Below are 17,972 nucleotides of genomic sequence, written 5' to 3'. Positions count from 1 at the left end.
TATTCGGCAGTGTGAACTTCGCGCCCGCTGACGTCGCTCCAGATCTTGCTATCTAATTCGCCGTGAAGATGGCTGACCTGTCACTGTACCGCCCTTTTCGATTCTGTTCATCAGATGCAGCGCATGCTGTACGACGTTTCACTCGCGACTCAGTAGAATCGATATCTTCAGTACGCTTCAGTACGACCCACGCTGCCATTCAGAGACCCCATTCGCCACTGTGACGACGACACTAGAACAACTGCGTAACGGACAACTCGCAGGCGCGCGCCAGCTCAAACTGGCGTGCGGACTGAGCGAATTTCCGCGCGAAATTTTCGATCTCGCCGACACGCTCGAAGTGCTCGATCTATCGGGCAATGCGCTGACGAAGTTGCCCGACGATCTGCACCGCCTGCGCAAATTGCGCATTTTCTTCGCGTCGAACAATCCGTTCACCGAGTTGCCGGAAGTGTTGGGCGAGTGTCCGCAATTGAACATGGTGGGCTTCAAGGCCAACCGCATCCGCCAGGTTTCCGGCAACGCGCTCGCTGCGCAACTGCGCTGGCTGATTCTGACCGACAACGAAATTGAAACACTGCCCGCGGAAATTGGCGCCTGTTCGCAATTGCAGAAGCTGATGCTGGCGGGCAATCGCCTGCGCGAACTGCCGGAAGAACTGGCGGCCTGCTCGCGGCTCGAACTGCTGCGGCTCGCCGCGAATCGGCTCGAAGAATTGCCGCGCTGGCTGCTGCGTTTGCCGCGACTTTCGTGGCTCGCTTTTGCGGGCAATCCGTTTAGCGAAACGCGCGAGATAGCGGCGCTGATTGACACACCTATCGCTGAAATTCAATGGGATCGGTTGACGCTCGAACAGCCGTTGGGCGAAGGCGCGTCGGGGGTCATTTATCGCGCGGCGCTTCGGCAGAATGGCTCTGAGGCAGCACGGCCGGTCGCCGTCAAACTGTTCAAGGGTGCAGTGACCAGCGACGGTCTGCCCGACTGCGAGATGGCCGCTTGCATTCAGGCCGGCGACCATGCGAACCTGATTCCGGTGACCGGAAAAGTAACGGATCATCCGGCGGGAACGCACGGCCTCGTGATGGAATTGATCGATCCGCAATTCGGCAACCTCGCTGGTCCGCCGAGTCTCGCTTCATGTACGCGCGATATATACGCCGACGGCACGCGCTTCGATCCGGCCTCCGCATTGAGCATCGCGCATGGCATCGCGGCAGCGGCGGATCATTTGCATCTACGCGGTGTGATGCATGGCGATCTGTACGCGCACAATATTTTGCATGACGGACACGCGCATGCACTGTTGGGCGACTTCGGCGCAGCGTCTTTCTATTCGCCGGACGATCGCGAAATCGGCGGCGCGTTGCAACGGATTGAAGTCAGAGCATTCGGCTGCCTGCTCGAAGAATTGATCGAACGATGTGATGGTTTGGGTTCGCAACCGAACATCGCGACGAAGCTGATTGCGTTGAAGGAAGATTGTTTGAACGACGATATCGGCAGTCGTCCGTTATTCGCCGGGATCGCTGCAAGTTTGCTGGCACTGAAAGGACATTCTTCGGAACATGTTGCGGCTAATAGCCAGCCAGACCCGCGAGGAGAGAATCCATGATCCAGACGATGCGCCGTCGCGTGCTGTTTGCCGGTGCGCTGGCCGCGGCCGGTTTGACCGGGTCGGCACGTGTCGAGGCTGCGCAACCCGGCAAGCTGAAGATCGCGCTCGTGCTGAAATCGCTAGTCGATCCGTTCACGGTGGCGATGGCCGACGCCGCGCAGAATTATCAACAGCATTACGCATCGCAATTCGGGCTGACCATTCGAGGCACCGCGAAAGAGACCGACACCGCCGCGCAAATCCAGATGGTCGACTCGATGATCAAGGCGAAGATGAACGCCATCGTCGTCGCGCCAACCGACTCGCACGCGCTCGCTGCTGTCGTGGCGCGTGGGGTCAGGGCAGGCATCATCATGATCACGATCGACAATCCGCTCGACGACGCGGCGCAGGCGGCGGCTCATATTTCGGTGCCGTTCGTCGGTCCGAATAATCGCAGCGGCGCGGCACAGGTCGGCCAATATCTCGCCACGCATCTGAAAGCGGGCGATCAGGTTGGGATCATCGAAGGCATTCCCGTCGATCGGAACGCGCAGCAACGCACGGCCGGTGCAACGGACGCGATGAACGCAGCGGGCATCAAGGTAGTCGCCGTCGAGGCGGGCAATTGGGAATATGGAAAGGGCCGTGACGTCGCGTCGAAGATGCTCAACGACCATCCGCAGATTCGCGGGTTGCTGTGCGGCAACGACAACATGGCGATGGGTGCCGTCGATGCGATTCGCGACGCGGGCCGCAGCGGCGGAGTGTATGTCACCGGATATAACGCGATCGACGCCATCAAGCCGTTACTCGCCGATGGCCGAGTGCTCGCGAGCATGAATCAGTTTGCCGACCGGCAAGCCATCTTCGGAATGGATATAGCGTTGAAGGCAGTGACCGAGCAGAGAAAGCAGAGCGAATTGTCGAGGGTGATCGAAACGCCGCTGCAACTGGTCACTGCTGACAATCATTGAAATGGTGGCGACTGCCGGTCGGAGTTTCAGGCTGCGGTTAATCCGTCTTGACCTTGTGCGGTTTGGTTGCCTTTTCGAGCTTGTTATACTCGAATTCCGGCACGGACTTCAGTGCATCCTTCGTCGCGCCCGCGAGGAACAGATTGCCGTCGCGAATCTCGAAGTGATCGACCGGAATCGCGACATAGTGCTTGCCCATGCCGAGGAAGCCGCCCACCGACACGACCGCATACGTCGCCTTGCGATCCGGTGAAATGATCACGTCGTAGATGCTGCCGATCTTGTCGTTGAGGTCGTTATAAACCGGTTCGTCGACGAGTGCGCGGCGCACGCTCCAGCCCTTGAGCAGCGCGTTGGTCTGTTCGACTGTGCCGCCGAGCGGCTGCAATCCGGCAACTTGCGCGAACGCCCCTTGTGACGCACAAACGGTGGCGAGAACAGTCGCGCAGATCAGTGTTTTTGCTTTCATTTTCGGCTCCCTGGATGTCGTTGGTTTGCGTGGCTATCTGTCGAATAGCCGGGTTCATTCCGCGGAAACAGGAAGCACGCGACGTGCCCGCCATGGGCGCAAGCCACTCACACACCCGACTCCGCCGGATAGTTTTTCGAACCGGCAGGCGCGGGCTTTCCACGCGACGCGCGGCTTAGAAGCATGGGTATTTCATCGAGCGCGAGCAGTGTCAGGTTGCCGCCGTAGACGAGTCCTGTATCGACGTTGATGACGTTCGCGCGGACGATGGGCTTACGTGTCGGCGTGTGTCCCACGATCACGGCAGCGACGCCTTCGACGGGGCGGGACGGATCGCACCATCCGGGCGCGCACCGCCGGAACAGTTGTGCCACCACGTGCCGGACCGAAGCGAATCCCGCCGACCTGCGTGACTTCCATCGCGACCTGTCCCAGATCACTTTGCGGCGAATCGGGCCGTCGCGGTTTTCCCGTTCGAGCGCCTGGACCATTTGCGCCCACGACGGCATCGGCACATTCGCGTGGACGATCCCGACCAGGCCGTCGTCTGTTTCAATTTCGATTGCGTAAGGAAGGTCGGCCATGTACGCAACGATGTCGTCCACCGCCTGCGTATCGTCCGCCATGTCGAGCAGCCACTCGCCGCCGTTGCAACGGATCGACGAATCCTTGCCGCCATGCCGGTGCCAGCGGACGATCACATCCTCGTGATTGCCTCGCACCGACTGAATGCCGTAGCGGCGCACGACGTCCAGCACGAACGGCGATTCATGGCCTCGGTCCACGAGATCGCCGACAGCGAACAACCTGTCGCGCGACGGGTCGTACTGGCGCGATTCGAGTTCCTGGCGAAGCTGGGCGAAACAACCGTGCAGATCGCCTACGACGAAGTCACGGCCGGTGGTGTTCTTTTTGAAGCGTCGGACGGGTAGGAAAGTATTCTGCATGTTTTTTACCGACATAAAGTTAGCGTGAATACGGCGAACGCGACCGGACAAATAACGATGGGTCCAGGAGATACAGGCGGTTTGATCTGAGGCGGAAAACTTGCCGCGCGGCGACGCGGTACGCGAGCTTGCAATGGCCTTGCAGCAGCCTTGTATTTCTTGCTGATCAGCTTGACGACTGGCTTGACGGACGGCTTTGCGGACTGAGTCGGATACCGTGCATGCACGACTTTGGGTTCAGCACATGTATGAATCTTCGGCTCGCGATGGAGTGTGGATTGCCAATCGACGGCGAGCGGTATCGATTTGTAACGAGGTGTGTTCGCGTAAAGAGAAGGCGCATGCCTGGAACGGTGTTCCGGGTTCGATGCGGCTTGAGCGGCTTGGCGCTGCGGGGAGGTGGGACGCAATAACCCCGCTGAGGCGGTGCGGGATTGCTTACCCTCGGTTACAAGTGATGCCGTTGGATTCCCGATGTTCGTCTGGCGACGACTGAAATACCAAGCCGATCAGTCCATCTGCTCCGTTTTAAGCGCAATCAGAACAAGCCATTTTCGGACCGCCCGCTCTTCGGCCGCCGACAATCCGTCGAGCAACCCAGCCTCCGCCTCGGCGACTGCAGCCTTACAACCCGACAGGAATTTCTTGCCTGACTCGGTAATACCGATGAGCTGAATACGTCCATGCTCCGCGTGCGGTTGACGGAACACCATGCCGTCCCGTTCCAGATTCGCGACGATGACACTCATGGTTTGCGGCGTCAGCAGCGACAGCCGTGCGAGATCGGCCCCGGACACACCGGGGTAGGCCGCGATCATCGTCAGCACGAGGAACTGGGGGACGGTCATGCCCGTGTCCCGCAGCGCCTGTTCCATGCGGATACGATGAGCTGCGGAAGCTTGCCGCAACAGATAACCGATATGGCCTTGCTCTCCGCGCTTTCCTTCGCCGATTGCGGGAATCGTCGGGGACGTCAGTGGCTTCTTGCTCATGATGTAAGAATTCGAATATTATTGAAGATGTACGAATTCTTATATTACCTGAGAAGGAGAAGCGAATGACGCAGGAACATCATGCCTTGATCGACATGCCGGATTTCGAACGTGAAGCCCCCGATGTGCTGGCCGCGCTTGCCGCGCTGGGAAAGGCGGTGGACAACTCAGGACTCGAAAAATCGTTGACGGAGTTGATCAAGGTGCGCGCTTCGCAACTGAACGGCTGTGCGTTCTGTCTTCAATATCATCTGAATTACGCGCGCAAGCTGAGAGTCACGCCTGCCAAACTCGATCTTGTCGCGACATGGCGTGAAGTCGGTTTGTTTTCGGCGCGCGAGCGCGCGGCGCTGGCGTGGACGGAGGCGCTGACCTTGATGCCTTCGCGGCATGTTGCCGACGCCGACCACGCGGAAGTGCAGACGCAATTTTCGAAAACGGAGATTGCGTTCCTGACGACGGCGATCGGCGCAATCAATGCGTGGAACCGTATCGCGGGCGCGTTGCGTTTCTCGCCGCCTATACCTGCTGATCGACTCGATTGAGGGCCGTCGCGATGAACGGCTGCACCCGCCGTATTGCGCGCAGTCGATGAATGAAACGACGTGCGCGCGGTGCCGTTAATGCACGTTGCCGCCTCGCGTGACCACCGTCAGCCGGTTGGAAACGGACCTGACGCCACGCACCGATCGTGCGGCACTGCTAGCTCTTGCGATCTGTGAGCGTTGCGGTACTCGGCCTGTTAGCGTCACGGCGGCGTTGCGCGAACGCACATGAATACCCGACGGATTCAGTCCCGGCGTTCGCGAGAGCGCGCGGCGCACGTCGCGAACAATGTCGTTGTCGCTTCTACGGTGTACCGATGAGGTGGTGATCGACTGGCCCGACACAGCTGCGCCGTTCGGCGCATCGTTGGGTGTCTGCGCTTGCGCCGAACTCGCGCCCAGCGCGCAAATGCTGATGGCCAGGGCGGCCAACGCGCCGGTTATTCTATTTGCGCCACTCGTTTTCACAATGCCTCCATTGCCGTTTTTCTGAATCCGCTTCTCCGTCGCGTGATGTCGGCGGCGGCGAGGCAGCGAAACGCGATGCCGTACAAAGAGTGCCATGAGTCTAACTGATCGGATTATAGGCCGCGATCATGGGGCAATTGTGTGAATCTGCTGACCTTATACTTCAGGGTGGGACCGGGGGATTTTATTCATGGCATTATCCCGAGGTATTGGCGACAGCCTTCAAAATAAACCCTCTGAGCGCGCAATGTCATTTCACACCTGGCTTCTCTTCGCTACCGCATATCTCATTACGACGATCTCACCAGGTCCGAATGTTCTACTCGTGATCCGCAATACGGTGCGTTATGGAAGCAGCGGAACGGCCTCGACCATTGCGGGGAATCTGCTGGCGCAGTTCGTCGTTGTCGCGCTAGTTGCGTTAGGAGTTGGCGCGATTCTGGCGGCATTGCCGGTACTCTTTGTCGGCATGAAGGTGACCGGCGCGGCGTATCTCATGTACCTCGGCGTGAAGCAATTGCAAGGCGGCAAGGCGCGCACCGGCCAGCCGCCCGCTACCTTGCCCGTGTACACGCTGGACAGAAGGAAAGTGTTCCGCGAAGCGCTACTGGTGTCGGGCAGCAATCCGAAGACATTGATTTTCCTGTCCGCATTCATGCCGCAATTCATTGCACACGATCGCGGATTGCCGGAGCAGTTCATCATCATGTATCTGACGGTGGCCGAAATTGTCGCGATCGTGCATACCATTTACTCACTCAGCGTGCGTGGCATTCACAACCGTCTCGGTGCAAGCCGCTGGCTATCCGCCGTGAAACGGTGCAGTGGCCTGATCTTTGTCGTGCTGGGCATCAAGCTTCTGACGACCAGGCGGGTGTGATCCGGCGCGCCTCGTTACGACGCCGCTCGCGCACGCAGGCTGCCGCGACTCGCTTCAGGCAGTAGCACCGTACTTACCACGCCGATCAGAAGACTGAACATCACGTAGTACAACGGCGCGGCATTGCTACCTGTTACCTTGACCAGCCAGGTGTTGATGAACGGCGCGAGTCCGCCGAATAACAACACTGCCAGATTGTAGGTCAGCGCTGCGCCAGTCGAACGCACGCCAACCGGGAACACTTCTGTCAACACGATCGGTACGGGCGCCCAGATAAAGCTCATGAAGAACGACACGCCGATTTGCAGCATCAGTAGCGACTGAAACGACGGTGCGCTGATGAAGTGATGAAAGAGAAACCAGGCTGCGACGCCATATCCCAGCATGCCGGGTAGCAATATCGCCTTGCGTCCGTAACGATCCGACAGATAACCGGCCAACGGACAGAACACCAGAATGACCGCAGTGCCGACGAATGTCGAAAGATTCGCATCGGCTGTCGCAATTCCCAGGCGCTGTTTAGCGAAGATCGGCAGGAAGAACACAAAGACGTACGCAGAAACAGTGCCCACCACACAAATGCCGGTGCTCGAAATCAACTCGCGCGGGTACTTTCGCAGAATGTCGCGTAACGGCGTTCGTGTGGCCTGCTCCGACGCATTCGCAGCCGAACGGCGATAGGCCAGAAACTCCGGCGATTCGTCGACCTTTGAGCGAATCAGCCAGCCCACTGGTCCGATCAGGATGCCGAACAGAAACGGCAGACGCCACCCCCAGGTTTCGAGTTGCACCGGGTCGAGATGCGTGGTGAGCAAATACGCGACGGCTGCACCTAGCGAAAACGCCAGCGCCTGCGAGCACATCTGAAAACTGCCGAAAAAGCCGCGGCGATGAGCCGGAGCGAATTCCACCAGCATCGTAGTCGCGCCGCTGAATTCGCCACCCGCAGACATGCCCTGGATCATTCGCGCGAGCACCATCAGGATCGGTGCGGCGACGCCAATCGCGGCGTAGGTAGGCAGCAAACCGATCATGCCGGTGCCGACCGCCATCAGCACGATGGTGACCGACAGCGCCTTCTTGCGGCCGACCCGGTCGCCGTATAACCCCAGCAAGACGCCACCGAGCGGACGTACCGCGAAGCCAATGCCGAAAGTCGCCAGCGTGAGCATCAGCGAGGCGAGCGCGTTGTCGGCGGGAAAATACAGCCTCGCGATCGTCACCGCGAAAAGCCCGTAAATGGCGAAGTCGAACCACTCGAACGCATTGCCGAGAATGGAGGCAATCACCACCTTTCTCACCATTGCCGGTGACGGCGTGGGGTTAGCGGACATTCCTGTTCTCCTTGAGAGGTGGTGAGCGTGCGTTCAACCCAACCGGCTGCGCACGATTTCGAGGAACACGGCCGCGCCGGCAGGTGCAGTGTCGTCGTCGAAATCGAATTCTGGATGATGGCAGGTCAAGCCGTCGTGTCCGAGGAAAAAGTATGAGCCGGGCCGCTGCTGCAACATGAAAGCGAAGTCTTCTGATGCCATGAGCGGCGCCACGTCGGGAATCACGTTGTCGACGCCCAATACGTGTTCCGCTGCGGCGCGAACGATTTCAGTCTGTTCGGGTGTGTTGACGGTTGGCGGTGAACTCTGAAGATGTTCGAATTCGACCCTGCATCCATACATCCGGGCAGCGCCGTCGCAGATATCGCGCAGACGTTTCAGCGTCAGTTCCTGCGCGGCGACGGACAGTGTGCGCACTGTCCCTTCCAGTAGCGCCGTGTCGGGGATCACGTTGATCGCGGTGCCTGCTATGAACTTGCAGACGCTGACCACGGCGGTGTCGAGTGGATCGATATTGCGGCTGACAATGCTCTGAATGGATTGCACGATCGCCGCGCCGATCATCAACGGATCGACTGAACGGTGTGGCATCGCGGCGTGGCTGCCGACGCCCTGAACGGTAATCCTGAAGAGATCGCACGCCGAAAGAATCGCGCCGCTACGTACGCCGACTTTGCCGGCGGGCAGCGCGTTGTTGTTGTGCAGCGCGTAGATTTCGTCGCAATGAAAACGCTCGAAGAGACCATCGCGAATCATCTCGGACCCGCCGCGCAGCGTTTCTTCAGCCGGTTGAAAGATCAGGTGGACAGTGCCGCGAAACGCGCGATGCTCCGACAATTGCTTCGCAACGCCGAGCAGAATGGACGTATGGCCGTCGTGGCCGCAGCCGTGGAAAACGTTGTCATGTTTCGAACGATGCGCAACGGTGCCCTTTTCCTGCATCGGCAACGCGTCCATGTCCGCGCGCAGTCCGATCGACAAACCCGCGCCCTGCGTGCCGCGAATAGTGCCGACCACGCCCGTGCCGCCGACACCCGTCTGCACTTCGATATCCCAACCAGTCAGAAGATTCGCGACCATTTCGGCGGTGCGGTGTTCGTGAAAACCCAACTCGGGATGCTGATGAATATTGCGTCGCCATGTGCGCATCGATTCCGCGAGCGCATTCCATTCCACATTTGTCTGCATGCCGGCATCCTTCGAATCATGATGAAAATAGAACCGTCGTTCGCGGGAGCGGGGCGATTCAGTTTCAGGAAGATACTTCAATAGTTGCAAGTTTCAACTAGTGATTTTACGGACACGTTAGTGCGACAAAAAAGTTTCGTCTATCATCTGTTCTGTCCCGAACACCTCGTCGTGAGGTGTGTGGGCGACTCTAGTCACCTCTTCCGATCTGGGAAATACGAGCCGGTATGTCACCAGCCAAGCCGAAAAGCAGCGTTGTCACCGAAGACATGAAGTTTGCGCATTTCCTGACGTTCAAGCTGGACCTGATCAGGACCGAGATGATCAGCCGCGCCAATGCTGTGTACAAGCCGGCGTGCGGTCTCGATGTGCGCTCGCTGCGTGTGCTGAGGATCATTTGCGACGCGCCCGGAATTACGGCGACGGCTGTGAAGGAGCAAACGCTGATTGAAAAGACGCTGCTGTCCAAGGTGATGGCGGATCTGATCGAGCGCAAACAGGTGCGCCGGACCATTCATCCCGACGACGCGCGTCATTTCCAGTTGTGGCCTACGCCGGCAGGCAAGCGCACGCGCGCGGCCAGCGACGAACTCGGGCAGGCGCTGGAAGCCGAATTGTTATCGGTGCTCAGTCACGACGAACATACGGCGCTCAACCATATCGTCGACAAACTCGTCGACGCATTTCGTGCGTCGGCGCAGCGCGAAGGTGTCAAGTCTTCGGACTGAAGTACGCCGGCGTTGGCAGTTTCCCTACAAATTACTTGGTTGAAACATTCCGTAACCTTACAATCTTGTCCGTGAAAATGATAACAATTATCATTCACCGCTAAGCAAAGACATTCGCGGCAGGCAGGTCGTATAAGCAACGGGACAATGGAAACTCAACTCAACGGGGGCATGGCGCCTGCCAAAGCACCGCAGCGCCGGGCATTCTGGCTTCGGCATCTACACCGGTGGCACTGGATCAGCTCGGCAGTCTGCCTGATCGGCATGATGCTGTTCGCGGTCACGGGCCTCACGTTGAATCACGCGGGCAGCATCGAGGCGCATCCGGTCGTCAAGCGGCATAGCGTGCATCTTCCGGACGGAATGGCGCATGCAATAAGTCGGATTCCTAATCGGGAGAAAGCCGGGATTCCCGCTGAATTAAGCACGTTTCTGGACCGTCAACTTGGTATCGATACGCAGGGCCGCACAGCCGAATGGTCGGGCGACGAAGTCTATATCGCGCTTCCCAGGCCAGGCGGCGATGGCTGGGTCAGCGTGGATCTTTCGAAGGGCGACATGCAATACGAACTGACCACGCGCGGCTGGATTTCCTATCTGAACGATTTGCACAAAGGACGCAACACGGGCGGTGCATGGAGTCTCTTTCTCGACGTGTTCGCGCTCGCATGCCTTGTTTTCAGCATCACCGGGCTGTTTCTTCTGAAACTGCACGCGCGCAATCGCGGCGCAACCTGGCCACTCGTTGGATTGGGGATCGTCATACCGCTGTTGCTCGCGATCATCTTCATTCACTAACTATTCAATCTCTGAAAGGTTTGCAATGCGTCGATTGCTCGCCGTCACGCTGACGGGCCTGGTTACAGCGCCGCTGGCCGGTGCTGCTGCCGCGGCTGAAATGAACGTTACGGTCGACATTCCGCACCTCGACGTCGCGGAGTACCACAAGCCTTATCTATCGATGTGGATCGAGAAGGCGGATCAGACACCCGTGACGACGCTGGCGGTGTGGTACGACCAGAAGAAGAAAGACGGCGAGGGCGCGAAATGGCTGAAGGACATGCGTCAATGGTGGCGTAAGGCAGGCCGCGATATGACGATGCCCGCTGACGGCGTGTCGGGTGCGACACGCGCGCCCGGCGAACAGGCAATCACTTTCGCCGATGGCAAAGCGCCGCTCGGCAAGTTGCCGGCCGGCGAATATCAACTGGTGGTGGAGACCGCGCGCGAAGTCGGCGGTCGTGAACTCGTGCGCGTGCCGTTCACATGGCCGCCTGCATCGGCGAAAACATTGCAGGCGAAGGGCGATCACGAACTCGGTTCCGTGATGCTGACCGTCAAACCCTGATTCCGATTCGAACCGGACAACGTGCGCGTAGTGCGCAAGCCGCATCGGCCGCGCTTTTTTCGCCGCGTGCATGTGCCCCGGTGCGATTTCGCCAGATTCTTATCGCTGTATAGGTGCCATGATGAAACTCTCCCTGAAGAAACTGTCGGTCGTGTCCGTATTGGCGATCTCGGCGCTTGCCCCGCTCGCCGCTCACGCTCATCGCATGTGGTTGCTGCCGTCGGCGACGGTTATGTCGGGCAACGATCCGTGGGTCACCGTGGATGCGGCTGTCTCCAACGATCTGTTCTACTTCGATCACTTTCCACTGCGTCTCGACGGCCTCGTCGTCACTGGGCCGGACGGCAACCCGGTGAAGGTCGATAACGCAAATACGGGCCGCTATCGCAGCGTGTTCGACGTGCATCTGACGCAGGAGGGTACGTACAAGATTGCCGTCGAGAATCACGGACTGGTCGCGAGTTACAAGCTCAATGGTGAGACACGTCGCTGGCGTGGCAACGAACAGAGCCTGGCGAAAGAAGTGCCCGCAGACGCGCAGGATCTTCAGATTACGCAGACGGAAGCGCGTGTCGAATCGTTTGTGACGCGCGGCAAGCCGACCACGACTGCGCTGAAAACTACGGGGCGCGGCCTTGAAATGACGCCTGTCACGCATCCGAACGATCTCGTGGCAAACGGCGACGCGAGCTTTCGTTTGCTGCTGGATGGCAAGCCCGCGTCTAACGTGAAGGTTGAAGTTGTGCCGGGTGGCGTTCGTTATCGCGATCAGGTCGGCGAGACGACTGTGACGACCGATGCCGATGGACGCTTCAACGTGAAATGGCCGTCGGCGGGAATGTACTGGATGGAAGCCAGCGTGCAAGACTCGCAGACCACGATAAAAAATGCGAAGTCGCGTCGCGTGAATTACGCCGCGACGTTTGAAGTTCTGCCGCAGTAATTGCCGGACGAAAGCATGACCACGAGTCCCGCGACTTCACGTACCGAAGGTGCAAAATTCATTGCTGCCGAAGTCGCGCGACGCGTTCTCGTACCTTCGCAACTGTTGTGCGCCGGGATCACCGCAGGCGTGACAGGGCGTGTGGCAGGATTGTGCGGTGACACAATGGGCACGACGTGGAGCGTGCAATGCGTGGTTCCTGCGGGCGAATCCGGGGTCGCGGCAATTGACCTGCAACGCAATCATGATGAAGCGATTGATGCGACGATCCGCGCGGTGCTCGACTCGGTCATCGCCGGGATGAGCAACTGGCGCGATGACTCTGACATAAGTCGTTTCAATTGCGCCCCAGCGGGAAGCTGGGTGACGTTGTCTGACGCATGCTTCGATGTCGTCGAAACGGCGTTGAAGGTTGCACGTCTCACCGGTGGTGCATTTGATCCTTGCGCTGGACCACTAATCAATTTGTGGGGATTCGGTCCGGCAGGGCGACGTGAATACGCTCCATCTGCGGCTGAAGTAGAGGCGATCCGGCGCTATTGCGGGTGGTCGCGCATCGAACTGGATCGCTCGACACTGCGCGTTCTGCAACCCGGTCACGCGTCGCTCGATTTGTGTGCGATCGCCAAAGGTTATGCGGTCGATGCCGTTAGCGAAGCATTGACGCACGTCGGCATCGGTCATCATCTGGTCGAAATTGGTGGCGAATTGCGCGGTGAAGGCGTGAAGCCGGACGGCATGCCGTGGTGGGTCGAAATTGAAACGCCGCTGCATGTCGACGTGCTTCATGACTCTCGTAATACACTGCCGACGCATGATCTGATCGCACTGCATGGTCTTTCCGTGGCGACGTCGGGCGACTACCGCCGTTATTTCGTCGACCGCGATGCACAGCGTCATTACGCGCATACCATCGATCCACGCACCGGCCATCCGGCGAACCATGCGTTGGCGTCCGTCACGGTGGTGCATCGCGAATGCATGCTTGCCGACGCGTTATCGACCGCCTTGATGGTGCTCGGCCCGGATGCGGGTATGGCGCTCGCGCATCGGGAACGGATTGCCGCACGCTGTGTGACGCGCACCGCCGATGGTTTCGGCGAGGCCGTCAGTCCCGCCTATGCGGCGATGCTCGAGTGACGTTGCGTGTGTTCCGTCCGGACGGTTTCCGATCCACATTAATCTGGTCCGCGTTGAGTTTGATCGGCGCGGGCATGGCGTATTTCGGCGAGACGCGACTTGCGATGGCGGGCGGCGTGATCGTCGCTTATCTGGCGATGTGCGTTGGCGTGCTCCGTGCCCATCGTCGACGTTCGCGTCAGGTTGGGGCGAACACCGTGCGCGGCAATGCTGACAACACGGTTGTATTGGTCGCATACGCGAGCCAGACCGGGTTCGCCGAACAACTCGCCGTACAGACTGCGCAACTGTTTCGGCGCGCAGGCCGTGTCGTTCAGTTGGAATCGCTCGACACACTCGGCTTCGATGCGCTCATGCGATATAACCAGGCCTTGTTCATTGTCAGCACGACTGGAGAGGGCGATGCGCCCGACAACGCCGTGAGCTTCGTGCGCAAGGTGATGAGCGCTGGCGCGGCGCAGTCGCTGCAGACGTTGCATTATGCGGTGCTTGCATTAGGCGACCGGAATTATCGCGATTTTTGCGCGTTCGGTCACATGGTTGATCGTTGGCTGCGCGATCGTCGCGCGCAGTCGCTGTTCGACCTGATCGAAGTGAATAATGGCGACCCGGCCGCATTGCGGTTGTGGCATGAGCGTCTCTCCTCGTCGGCGTTTGAAGGTGGCGACGAAGTACTTACGCCCCTTTCGGGCACGCGCTGGATTCTTGATCAGCGAAATTTGCTTAATCCCGGTAGCGCCGGCAATCCGGCGTTTCATGTCTGTCTCAAACCCGACGATCCAGCCGCACTGAACTGGCAACCTGGTGATATCGCAGAAATTCGTCCGCAACATCCAGAAGCTGTTGTAGCGGCATGGCTGCGCATGCTGTGTCTGGACGGCGACACGGCTGTCGATTGCGATAGAAAAATAATCAAGCTATCCGAAGCAATTTCAACACGCACGTTGCCGGTAAAAGTCGACGTGTTGCGCGGGCAGTCGCCTCAGGTCATCGTCGATTCATGCGAGCCGTTACCTTCGCGAAAGTACTCGATCTCGTCATTGCCGGCTGATGGTCGGCTCGAATTGCTTGTGAGGCAGGCGCGTTATCCCGATGCGTCGTCCAGTGAAGGTATCGGTCTCGGACTCGCTTCGGGCTGGCTGACGCGGCATGCTCCACCCGACGCATCGATCAGCGTGCGCGTGCGCACGAATCGTGGCTTTCACGCGCCATCGGATGATCGTCCGCTGATCCTCATCGGTGCGGGGACGGGACTCGCGGGTTTGCGTGCGCATCTGAAGCATCGGGCCGAGTGTGGTCATCGTCGAAACTGGCTGATTTTTGGTGAACGCAGCGCCGCGCACGATACGTTTCACGCGGACGAAATTGCGCATTGGAGGGCTGCTGGTGTGCTTGAGCGACTGGACCAGGTGTGGTCGCGCGATGGCGGTGAATATCGCTACGTGCACGATGCAATCCGCGGTGCGGCCGGGCATGTGCAGCAATGGGTTGAGGGCGGCGCATCGATCTACGTATGTGGTAGCGCGCAACGAATGGCGCAGACGGTGCAGGCTGCTTTGGTCGATGTTATCGGCGAAGCGCGAGTGGACTCACTGCGCGAGGCGGGGCGATATCGGCGCGATGTTTATTGACCAGGGCGGTTGGCGACCGCGAATTTATATGTCGCGCAACCGTTTCGTCGAAATCGATTTCTTTGGCGGTCCCGCAGGATCGCCTCGTGATGAATAAATCCAGTGCGAGTTTCGTACAAATGCGCAACTAACGGTCAGTCTCATGCACGTCCACGTCATGCCCCAGACCGCACTCTCTGCGTATCTTGCTTACAGCGCGCGCCAAAAAACTAGTTACAAGTGATGCCGGGAAGTCCCTTTCTTGCCGGCGCGATCTGGTCCTCGTCGGCCATTTTTCGCCGTCATATCAACATCTTCCAATCATTTAGAAAGCCCGATTGAAACAATCCGTAATCTAATTCAGTAAACGCAAATAGCAATGATTCGCATTCAAACATTACAATTCGACTCTAGATTGCGCAGGTGAGTCATGCGAAGGGCGCATGACACCGCGGACGGGGAAAGAATAAATGTACATAAACAGATGTTTGTTCAAGATTGTCGTGCCGGCGTTGCTGGCGGATATTTGTGTAGCGCAAAACGGCGGCGCGTACGCAGCGGAGTTACAGGCTAAAGCCGACGCACCGGTCGCGGCGAGCGCGCCCGCCGCATCGGCACCGACCGCGATCCAGGCGGACCGTCAGTTGAAAACGATCAGCATGACCGCGAACCGGGTTGGCAAAGTCGATCTGAATCGCACGGCGGCAACGGTCTCGGTGATTACCAGCGACGACATCGACGATAACAACGCGAAGGACATCAAGGACGCGTTGCGCTATGAGCCGGGCGTCGAAGTGCGTCGCCAGGCGTATCGTCCGGCGGGCATTACCGGCTCGTCGGGACGCGCGGGTAACGAAGGCATCAACATTCGCGGCCTCGAAGGCAATCAGGTTCTGATGCTGGAAGACGGCATTCCTTTGCCGCAATCGTATGCATTCGGCTCAGGTTCGGCCGGTCGTGGCGACTATCTGAACACCGATCTCTATCAACGTATCGAAGTGCTGCGTGGACCTGCGTCGGTGCTATATGGCAGCGACGGCCTGACCGGCGCGGTCAATTTCGTCACCAAAGACCCGGCCGATCTGCTGTCGATCTACAACAAGCCCACCTATTTTTCGGTGAAAGCGGGCTACGATTCAACGGACCGTAGTTGGGGATCTACCGCGACTGCCGCGTTCGGCAACGACCGGATTCAAGGCATGCTCGTGCTGAGCGGCCGTCACGGTCACGAGACCGACAACAAGGGCGACAGCAACGTGCTGGGCGCGAACCGTTCGACCCCTGATCCGCTGACGTACAACAATCGCAGTGCGCTCGGCAAACTGGTGTTCAACCTCACGCCACGCGATCAGCTGAAATTGACTGCGGAAACGCTGAATAACGCCAATTCAAGTGACGGCCTCACGCAATTGAACGGCGGCTATACGTGGAGCGGCTACTCGGCGGACGTGTACAACACCGTCAACCAGGTGACCAGCAACCGCGTGAAGCTCGAATACGATCATCACGACGACACCAATCCGTGGATGCAGCAACTTAAAGCTTCGGTGTACTACCGTAATGCGCAGACACGTCAGTCTCTGTTGATCGATGGCGTAAATTCGGCTGGCGCGGAAAGCAGCCGAACTCGAACCAACGAATACGGCGACAACATCTTCGGCGGCAGCGTCGTCGCGGAGAGCGCGTTCAGGACCGGTCCGTTGTCGCATAGCGTGACATATGGCTTCGATGCCAGCCTGTCGCACTACAGCACCAGCAGTTCAGCGGGCTCGGAGTGGAGCACGCCGACAGACGGTTATCCGGAAGCATTCCCGAAGACCTCGCAAATCAACCTCGGCGTGTACACCCAGGATGAAATCCGTTGGAACAAGCTGAGTTTCGTGCCGGGCGTGCGCTTCGATTACTACAAGATGACGCCGCATCCCGACGCAACGTACGAGGAAGTGAGCGCAAGTTCGACCAAGCCGACGACCGGCTCGAACGGCAATGCAATTTCGCCGCGACTGGCGTTGCTGTATCAGGTGTCGCCGGCATTCATTCCGTATGTGCAATATGCACGAGGTTTCCGTGCGCCTAGCGCGTATCAGGTCAACAGCTTCTATAACCCTGCGGGCTCGTACGGTCTCTACTATCAGCAGGTAGGCAATCCGAATCTGAAGCCGGAAACCAGTAATTCGATTGAAGCAGGTTTTCGCGGCCAACTCGGAGTTGGTACCGGCATCCTGAACTACAGCGGAGCTGCGTTCGCTGGGCGCTACAACAACTTCATCGACACCAAGGTTATCGGCGGCAGCACGTCGTCCGCGACGAATCCGTACACGGTTCAGTACGTGAACTTCACGAAGGCGTCGATTCATGGCTTTGAAGGCAAGGCCGACTGGATCGTCAGCGATTCGATCGAAGTGAAGGGCGGTTTTGCCTATATCAAAGGCACGGAAACCGAAGACGGCAAGACGACCGGACTCGATACGATTCCGCCGCTGGCGGTGGTGTTGGGCATTCGTTACACCGGCGGCGACCGTTGGTTTGCGGGCGTGGACATGACGTACAACTCGCGCAAAGACAAGGACCAGATGTCGAGCGCGTCGTACTACTCGACCCCGTCGTACACGATTTTCGACCTGCACGCAGGCTACAAAATCACCAAACACGTCAGCGTGACAGCCGGTATCGATAACCTGTTCGATCGCAAGTACTGGATCTGGAATGACGTGCGAGGCCTTGCCGATAGCGACGGCTACGCGAAGATTTCGGCTCTCACCGCGCCGGGCCGTAACTTCAACGTCGGTATGAAGATCGACTTCTGACC

Annotated in this window: 17 protein-coding genes; 11 read left to right on the top strand and 6 right to left on the bottom strand. The window is 58.7% G+C overall.

Translation table 11 applies throughout. The features are described from left to right. Window positions 1–220: 220 nt before the first annotated feature. Together BLS41_RS27250 and BLS41_RS27245 are read left to right on the top strand one after the other, a co-directional pair. Window positions 221–1,612: a leucine-rich repeat-containing protein kinase family protein gene (locus tag BLS41_RS27250; protein WP_074770487.1), complete on the top strand. Its 1,392-nt coding sequence runs from the start codon at window positions 221–223 to the stop codon at window positions 1,610–1,612. After that, window positions 1,609–2,571, top strand: a complete 963-nt coding sequence (locus tag BLS41_RS27245; protein WP_074770486.1) for a substrate-binding domain-containing protein — start codon at window positions 1,609–1,611, stop codon at window positions 2,569–2,571. The genes BLS41_RS27250 and BLS41_RS27245 overlap by 4 nt, the downstream gene beginning before the upstream one ends. 37 nt (window positions 2,572–2,608) lie before the next feature. Here BLS41_RS27245 and BLS41_RS27240 read toward each other — a convergent pair whose 3' ends face one another. The 3 genes from BLS41_RS27240 to BLS41_RS27230 form a co-directional block, all read right to left on the bottom strand. Continuing rightward, window positions 2,609–3,040, bottom strand: coding sequence for a PRC-barrel domain-containing protein (locus BLS41_RS27240; protein ID WP_074770485.1), 432 nt, complete (start codon window positions 3,038–3,040; stop codon window positions 2,609–2,611). A gap of 107 nt (window positions 3,041–3,147) precedes the next feature. Next, window positions 3,148–3,987, bottom strand: coding sequence for a metallophosphoesterase (locus tag BLS41_RS27235; RefSeq protein ID WP_171910320.1), 840 nt, complete (start codon window positions 3,985–3,987; stop codon window positions 3,148–3,150). A gap of 509 nt (window positions 3,988–4,496) precedes the next feature. Then, a complete protein-coding gene (locus BLS41_RS27230) occupies window positions 4,497–4,979 on the bottom strand; it encodes a MarR family winged helix-turn-helix transcriptional regulator (RefSeq protein ID WP_074770483.1) in 483 nt (160 codons plus the stop codon). A gap of 65 nt (window positions 4,980–5,044) precedes the next feature. Here BLS41_RS27230 and BLS41_RS27225 point away from each other — a divergent pair, with 65 nt between their 5' ends. Further along, complete coding sequence (locus BLS41_RS27225) at window positions 5,045–5,524, top strand: carboxymuconolactone decarboxylase family protein (RefSeq protein ID WP_074770482.1); 480 nt, start codon at window positions 5,045–5,047, stop codon at window positions 5,522–5,524. A 75-nt stretch (window positions 5,525–5,599) separates the two neighbouring features. Here BLS41_RS27225 and BLS41_RS27220 read toward each other — a convergent pair whose 3' ends face one another. Further along, window positions 5,600–6,088, bottom strand: a complete 489-nt coding sequence (locus BLS41_RS27220; protein ID WP_253189768.1) for a BON domain-containing protein — start codon at window positions 6,086–6,088, stop codon at window positions 5,600–5,602. Window positions 6,089–6,239: 151 nt separating this feature from the next. Between BLS41_RS27220 and BLS41_RS27215 the strand changes: the two genes are divergently transcribed. Further along, window positions 6,240–6,872, top strand: coding sequence for a LysE family translocator (locus BLS41_RS27215; RefSeq protein WP_074770481.1), 633 nt, complete (start codon window positions 6,240–6,242; stop codon window positions 6,870–6,872). Window positions 6,873–6,886: 14 nt separating this feature from the next. On the opposite strand, the gene BLS41_RS27210 is transcribed toward BLS41_RS27215, so the two are convergent. Then, window positions 6,887–8,206 (bottom strand): MFS transporter, encoded by a 1,320-nt coding sequence (locus BLS41_RS27210; RefSeq protein ID WP_074770480.1) that lies wholly within the window; start codon window positions 8,204–8,206, stop codon window positions 6,887–6,889. A gap of 33 nt (window positions 8,207–8,239) precedes the next feature. After that, window positions 8,240–9,394 (bottom strand): M20 aminoacylase family protein, encoded by a 1,155-nt coding sequence (locus BLS41_RS27205; RefSeq protein ID WP_074770479.1) that lies wholly within the window; start codon window positions 9,392–9,394, stop codon window positions 8,240–8,242. A gap of 227 nt (window positions 9,395–9,621) precedes the next feature. On the opposite strand from BLS41_RS27205, the gene BLS41_RS27200 reads away from it, so the two are divergent. The 7 genes from BLS41_RS27200 to BLS41_RS27170 all read left to right on the top strand — a co-directional run bounded on the left by BLS41_RS27200 (window position 9,622) and on the right by BLS41_RS27170 (window position 17,970). Next, window positions 9,622–10,122 carry a MarR family winged helix-turn-helix transcriptional regulator gene (locus tag BLS41_RS27200; protein ID WP_171910319.1) on the top strand — a complete coding sequence of 167 codons (501 nt, stop codon included), beginning with the start codon at window positions 9,622–9,624 and terminating at the stop codon, window positions 10,120–10,122. A 147-nt stretch (window positions 10,123–10,269) separates the two neighbouring features. Next, window positions 10,270–10,920: a PepSY-associated TM helix domain-containing protein gene (locus BLS41_RS27195; RefSeq protein ID WP_253189767.1), complete on the top strand. Its 651-nt coding sequence runs from the start codon at window positions 10,270–10,272 to the stop codon at window positions 10,918–10,920. Between the two features lie 25 nt (window positions 10,921–10,945). Then, window positions 10,946–11,470 (top strand): DUF2271 domain-containing protein, encoded by a 525-nt coding sequence (locus tag BLS41_RS27190; protein WP_074770477.1) that lies wholly within the window; start codon window positions 10,946–10,948, stop codon window positions 11,468–11,470. A gap of 121 nt (window positions 11,471–11,591) precedes the next feature. Then, on the top strand, window positions 11,592–12,413 hold the full coding sequence (locus tag BLS41_RS27185) for a DUF4198 domain-containing protein (RefSeq protein WP_074771216.1): 822 nt from the start codon (window positions 11,592–11,594) through the stop codon (window positions 12,411–12,413). Between the two features lie 15 nt (window positions 12,414–12,428). After that, the gene (locus BLS41_RS27180) at window positions 12,429–13,553 is read left to right on the top strand and encodes an FAD:protein FMN transferase (protein ID WP_083380143.1); all 1,125 of its coding nucleotides are present in this window, start codon (window positions 12,429–12,431) and stop codon (window positions 13,551–13,553) included. Between the two features lie 8 nt (window positions 13,554–13,561). Next, entirely contained in the window at window positions 13,562–15,184 is a 1,623-nt protein-coding gene (locus tag BLS41_RS27175; protein WP_253189820.1) for a sulfite reductase subunit alpha, read from the top strand. 449 nt (window positions 15,185–15,633) lie between these two features. Beyond that, window positions 15,634–17,970, top strand: coding sequence for a TonB-dependent hemoglobin/transferrin/lactoferrin family receptor (locus BLS41_RS27170; protein ID WP_074770476.1), 2,337 nt, complete (start codon window positions 15,634–15,636; stop codon window positions 17,968–17,970). The last annotated feature ends 2 nt before the right edge of the window (window positions 17,971–17,972 follow it).

The sequence above is a fragment of the Paraburkholderia fungorum genome, from assembly GCF_900099835.1.
GTDB lineage: Bacteria > Pseudomonadota > Gammaproteobacteria > Burkholderiales > Burkholderiaceae > Paraburkholderia > Paraburkholderia fungorum_A.
The sequence above is the reverse complement of the archived record's forward strand: the minus strand, read 5'-3'. Positions and strand labels throughout refer to the sequence as shown.

What these genes read in the sequence shown, in the direction of transcription:
- BLS41_RS27185 (WP_074771216.1), top strand. Translation starts at nt 11,592, where the DNA reads ATGAAACTCTCCCTGAAGAAACTGTCGGTCGTGTCCGTATTGGCGATC.
- BLS41_RS27180 (WP_083380143.1), top strand. Translation starts at nt 12,429, where the DNA reads ATGACCACGAGTCCCGCGACTTCACGTACCGAAGGTGCAAAATTCATT.
- BLS41_RS27235 (WP_171910320.1), bottom strand. Translation starts at nt 3,987, where the DNA reads ATGCAGAATACTTTCCTACCCGTCCGACGCTTCAAAAAGAACACCACC.
- BLS41_RS27215 (WP_074770481.1), top strand. Translation starts at nt 6,240, where the DNA reads ATGTCATTTCACACCTGGCTTCTCTTCGCTACCGCATATCTCATTACG.
- BLS41_RS27210 (WP_074770480.1), bottom strand. Translation starts at nt 8,206, where the DNA reads ATGTCCGCTAACCCCACGCCGTCACCGGCAATGGTGAGAAAGGTGGTG.
- BLS41_RS27190 (WP_074770477.1), top strand. Translation starts at nt 10,946, where the DNA reads ATGCGTCGATTGCTCGCCGTCACGCTGACGGGCCTGGTTACAGCGCCG.
- BLS41_RS27240 (WP_074770485.1), bottom strand. Translation starts at nt 3,040, where the DNA reads ATGAAAGCAAAAACACTGATCTGCGCGACTGTTCTCGCCACCGTTTGT.
- BLS41_RS27225 (WP_074770482.1), top strand. Translation starts at nt 5,045, where the DNA reads ATGACGCAGGAACATCATGCCTTGATCGACATGCCGGATTTCGAACGT.
- BLS41_RS27170 (WP_074770476.1), top strand. Translation starts at nt 15,634, where the DNA reads ATGTACATAAACAGATGTTTGTTCAAGATTGTCGTGCCGGCGTTGCTG.
- BLS41_RS27230 (WP_074770483.1), bottom strand. Translation starts at nt 4,979, where the DNA reads ATGAGCAAGAAGCCACTGACGTCCCCGACGATTCCCGCAATCGGCGAA.
- BLS41_RS27205 (WP_074770479.1), bottom strand. Translation starts at nt 9,394, where the DNA reads ATGCAGACAAATGTGGAATGGAATGCGCTCGCGGAATCGATGCGCACA.
- BLS41_RS27245 (WP_074770486.1), top strand. Translation starts at nt 1,609, where the DNA reads ATGATCCAGACGATGCGCCGTCGCGTGCTGTTTGCCGGTGCGCTGGCC.
- BLS41_RS27220 (WP_253189768.1), bottom strand. Translation starts at nt 6,088, where the DNA reads ATGGCACTCTTTGTACGGCATCGCGTTTCGCTGCCTCGCCGCCGCCGA.
- BLS41_RS27195 (WP_253189767.1), top strand. Translation starts at nt 10,270, where the DNA reads ATGGAAACTCAACTCAACGGGGGCATGGCGCCTGCCAAAGCACCGCAG.
- BLS41_RS27200 (WP_171910319.1), top strand. Translation starts at nt 9,622, where the DNA reads ATGTCACCAGCCAAGCCGAAAAGCAGCGTTGTCACCGAAGACATGAAG.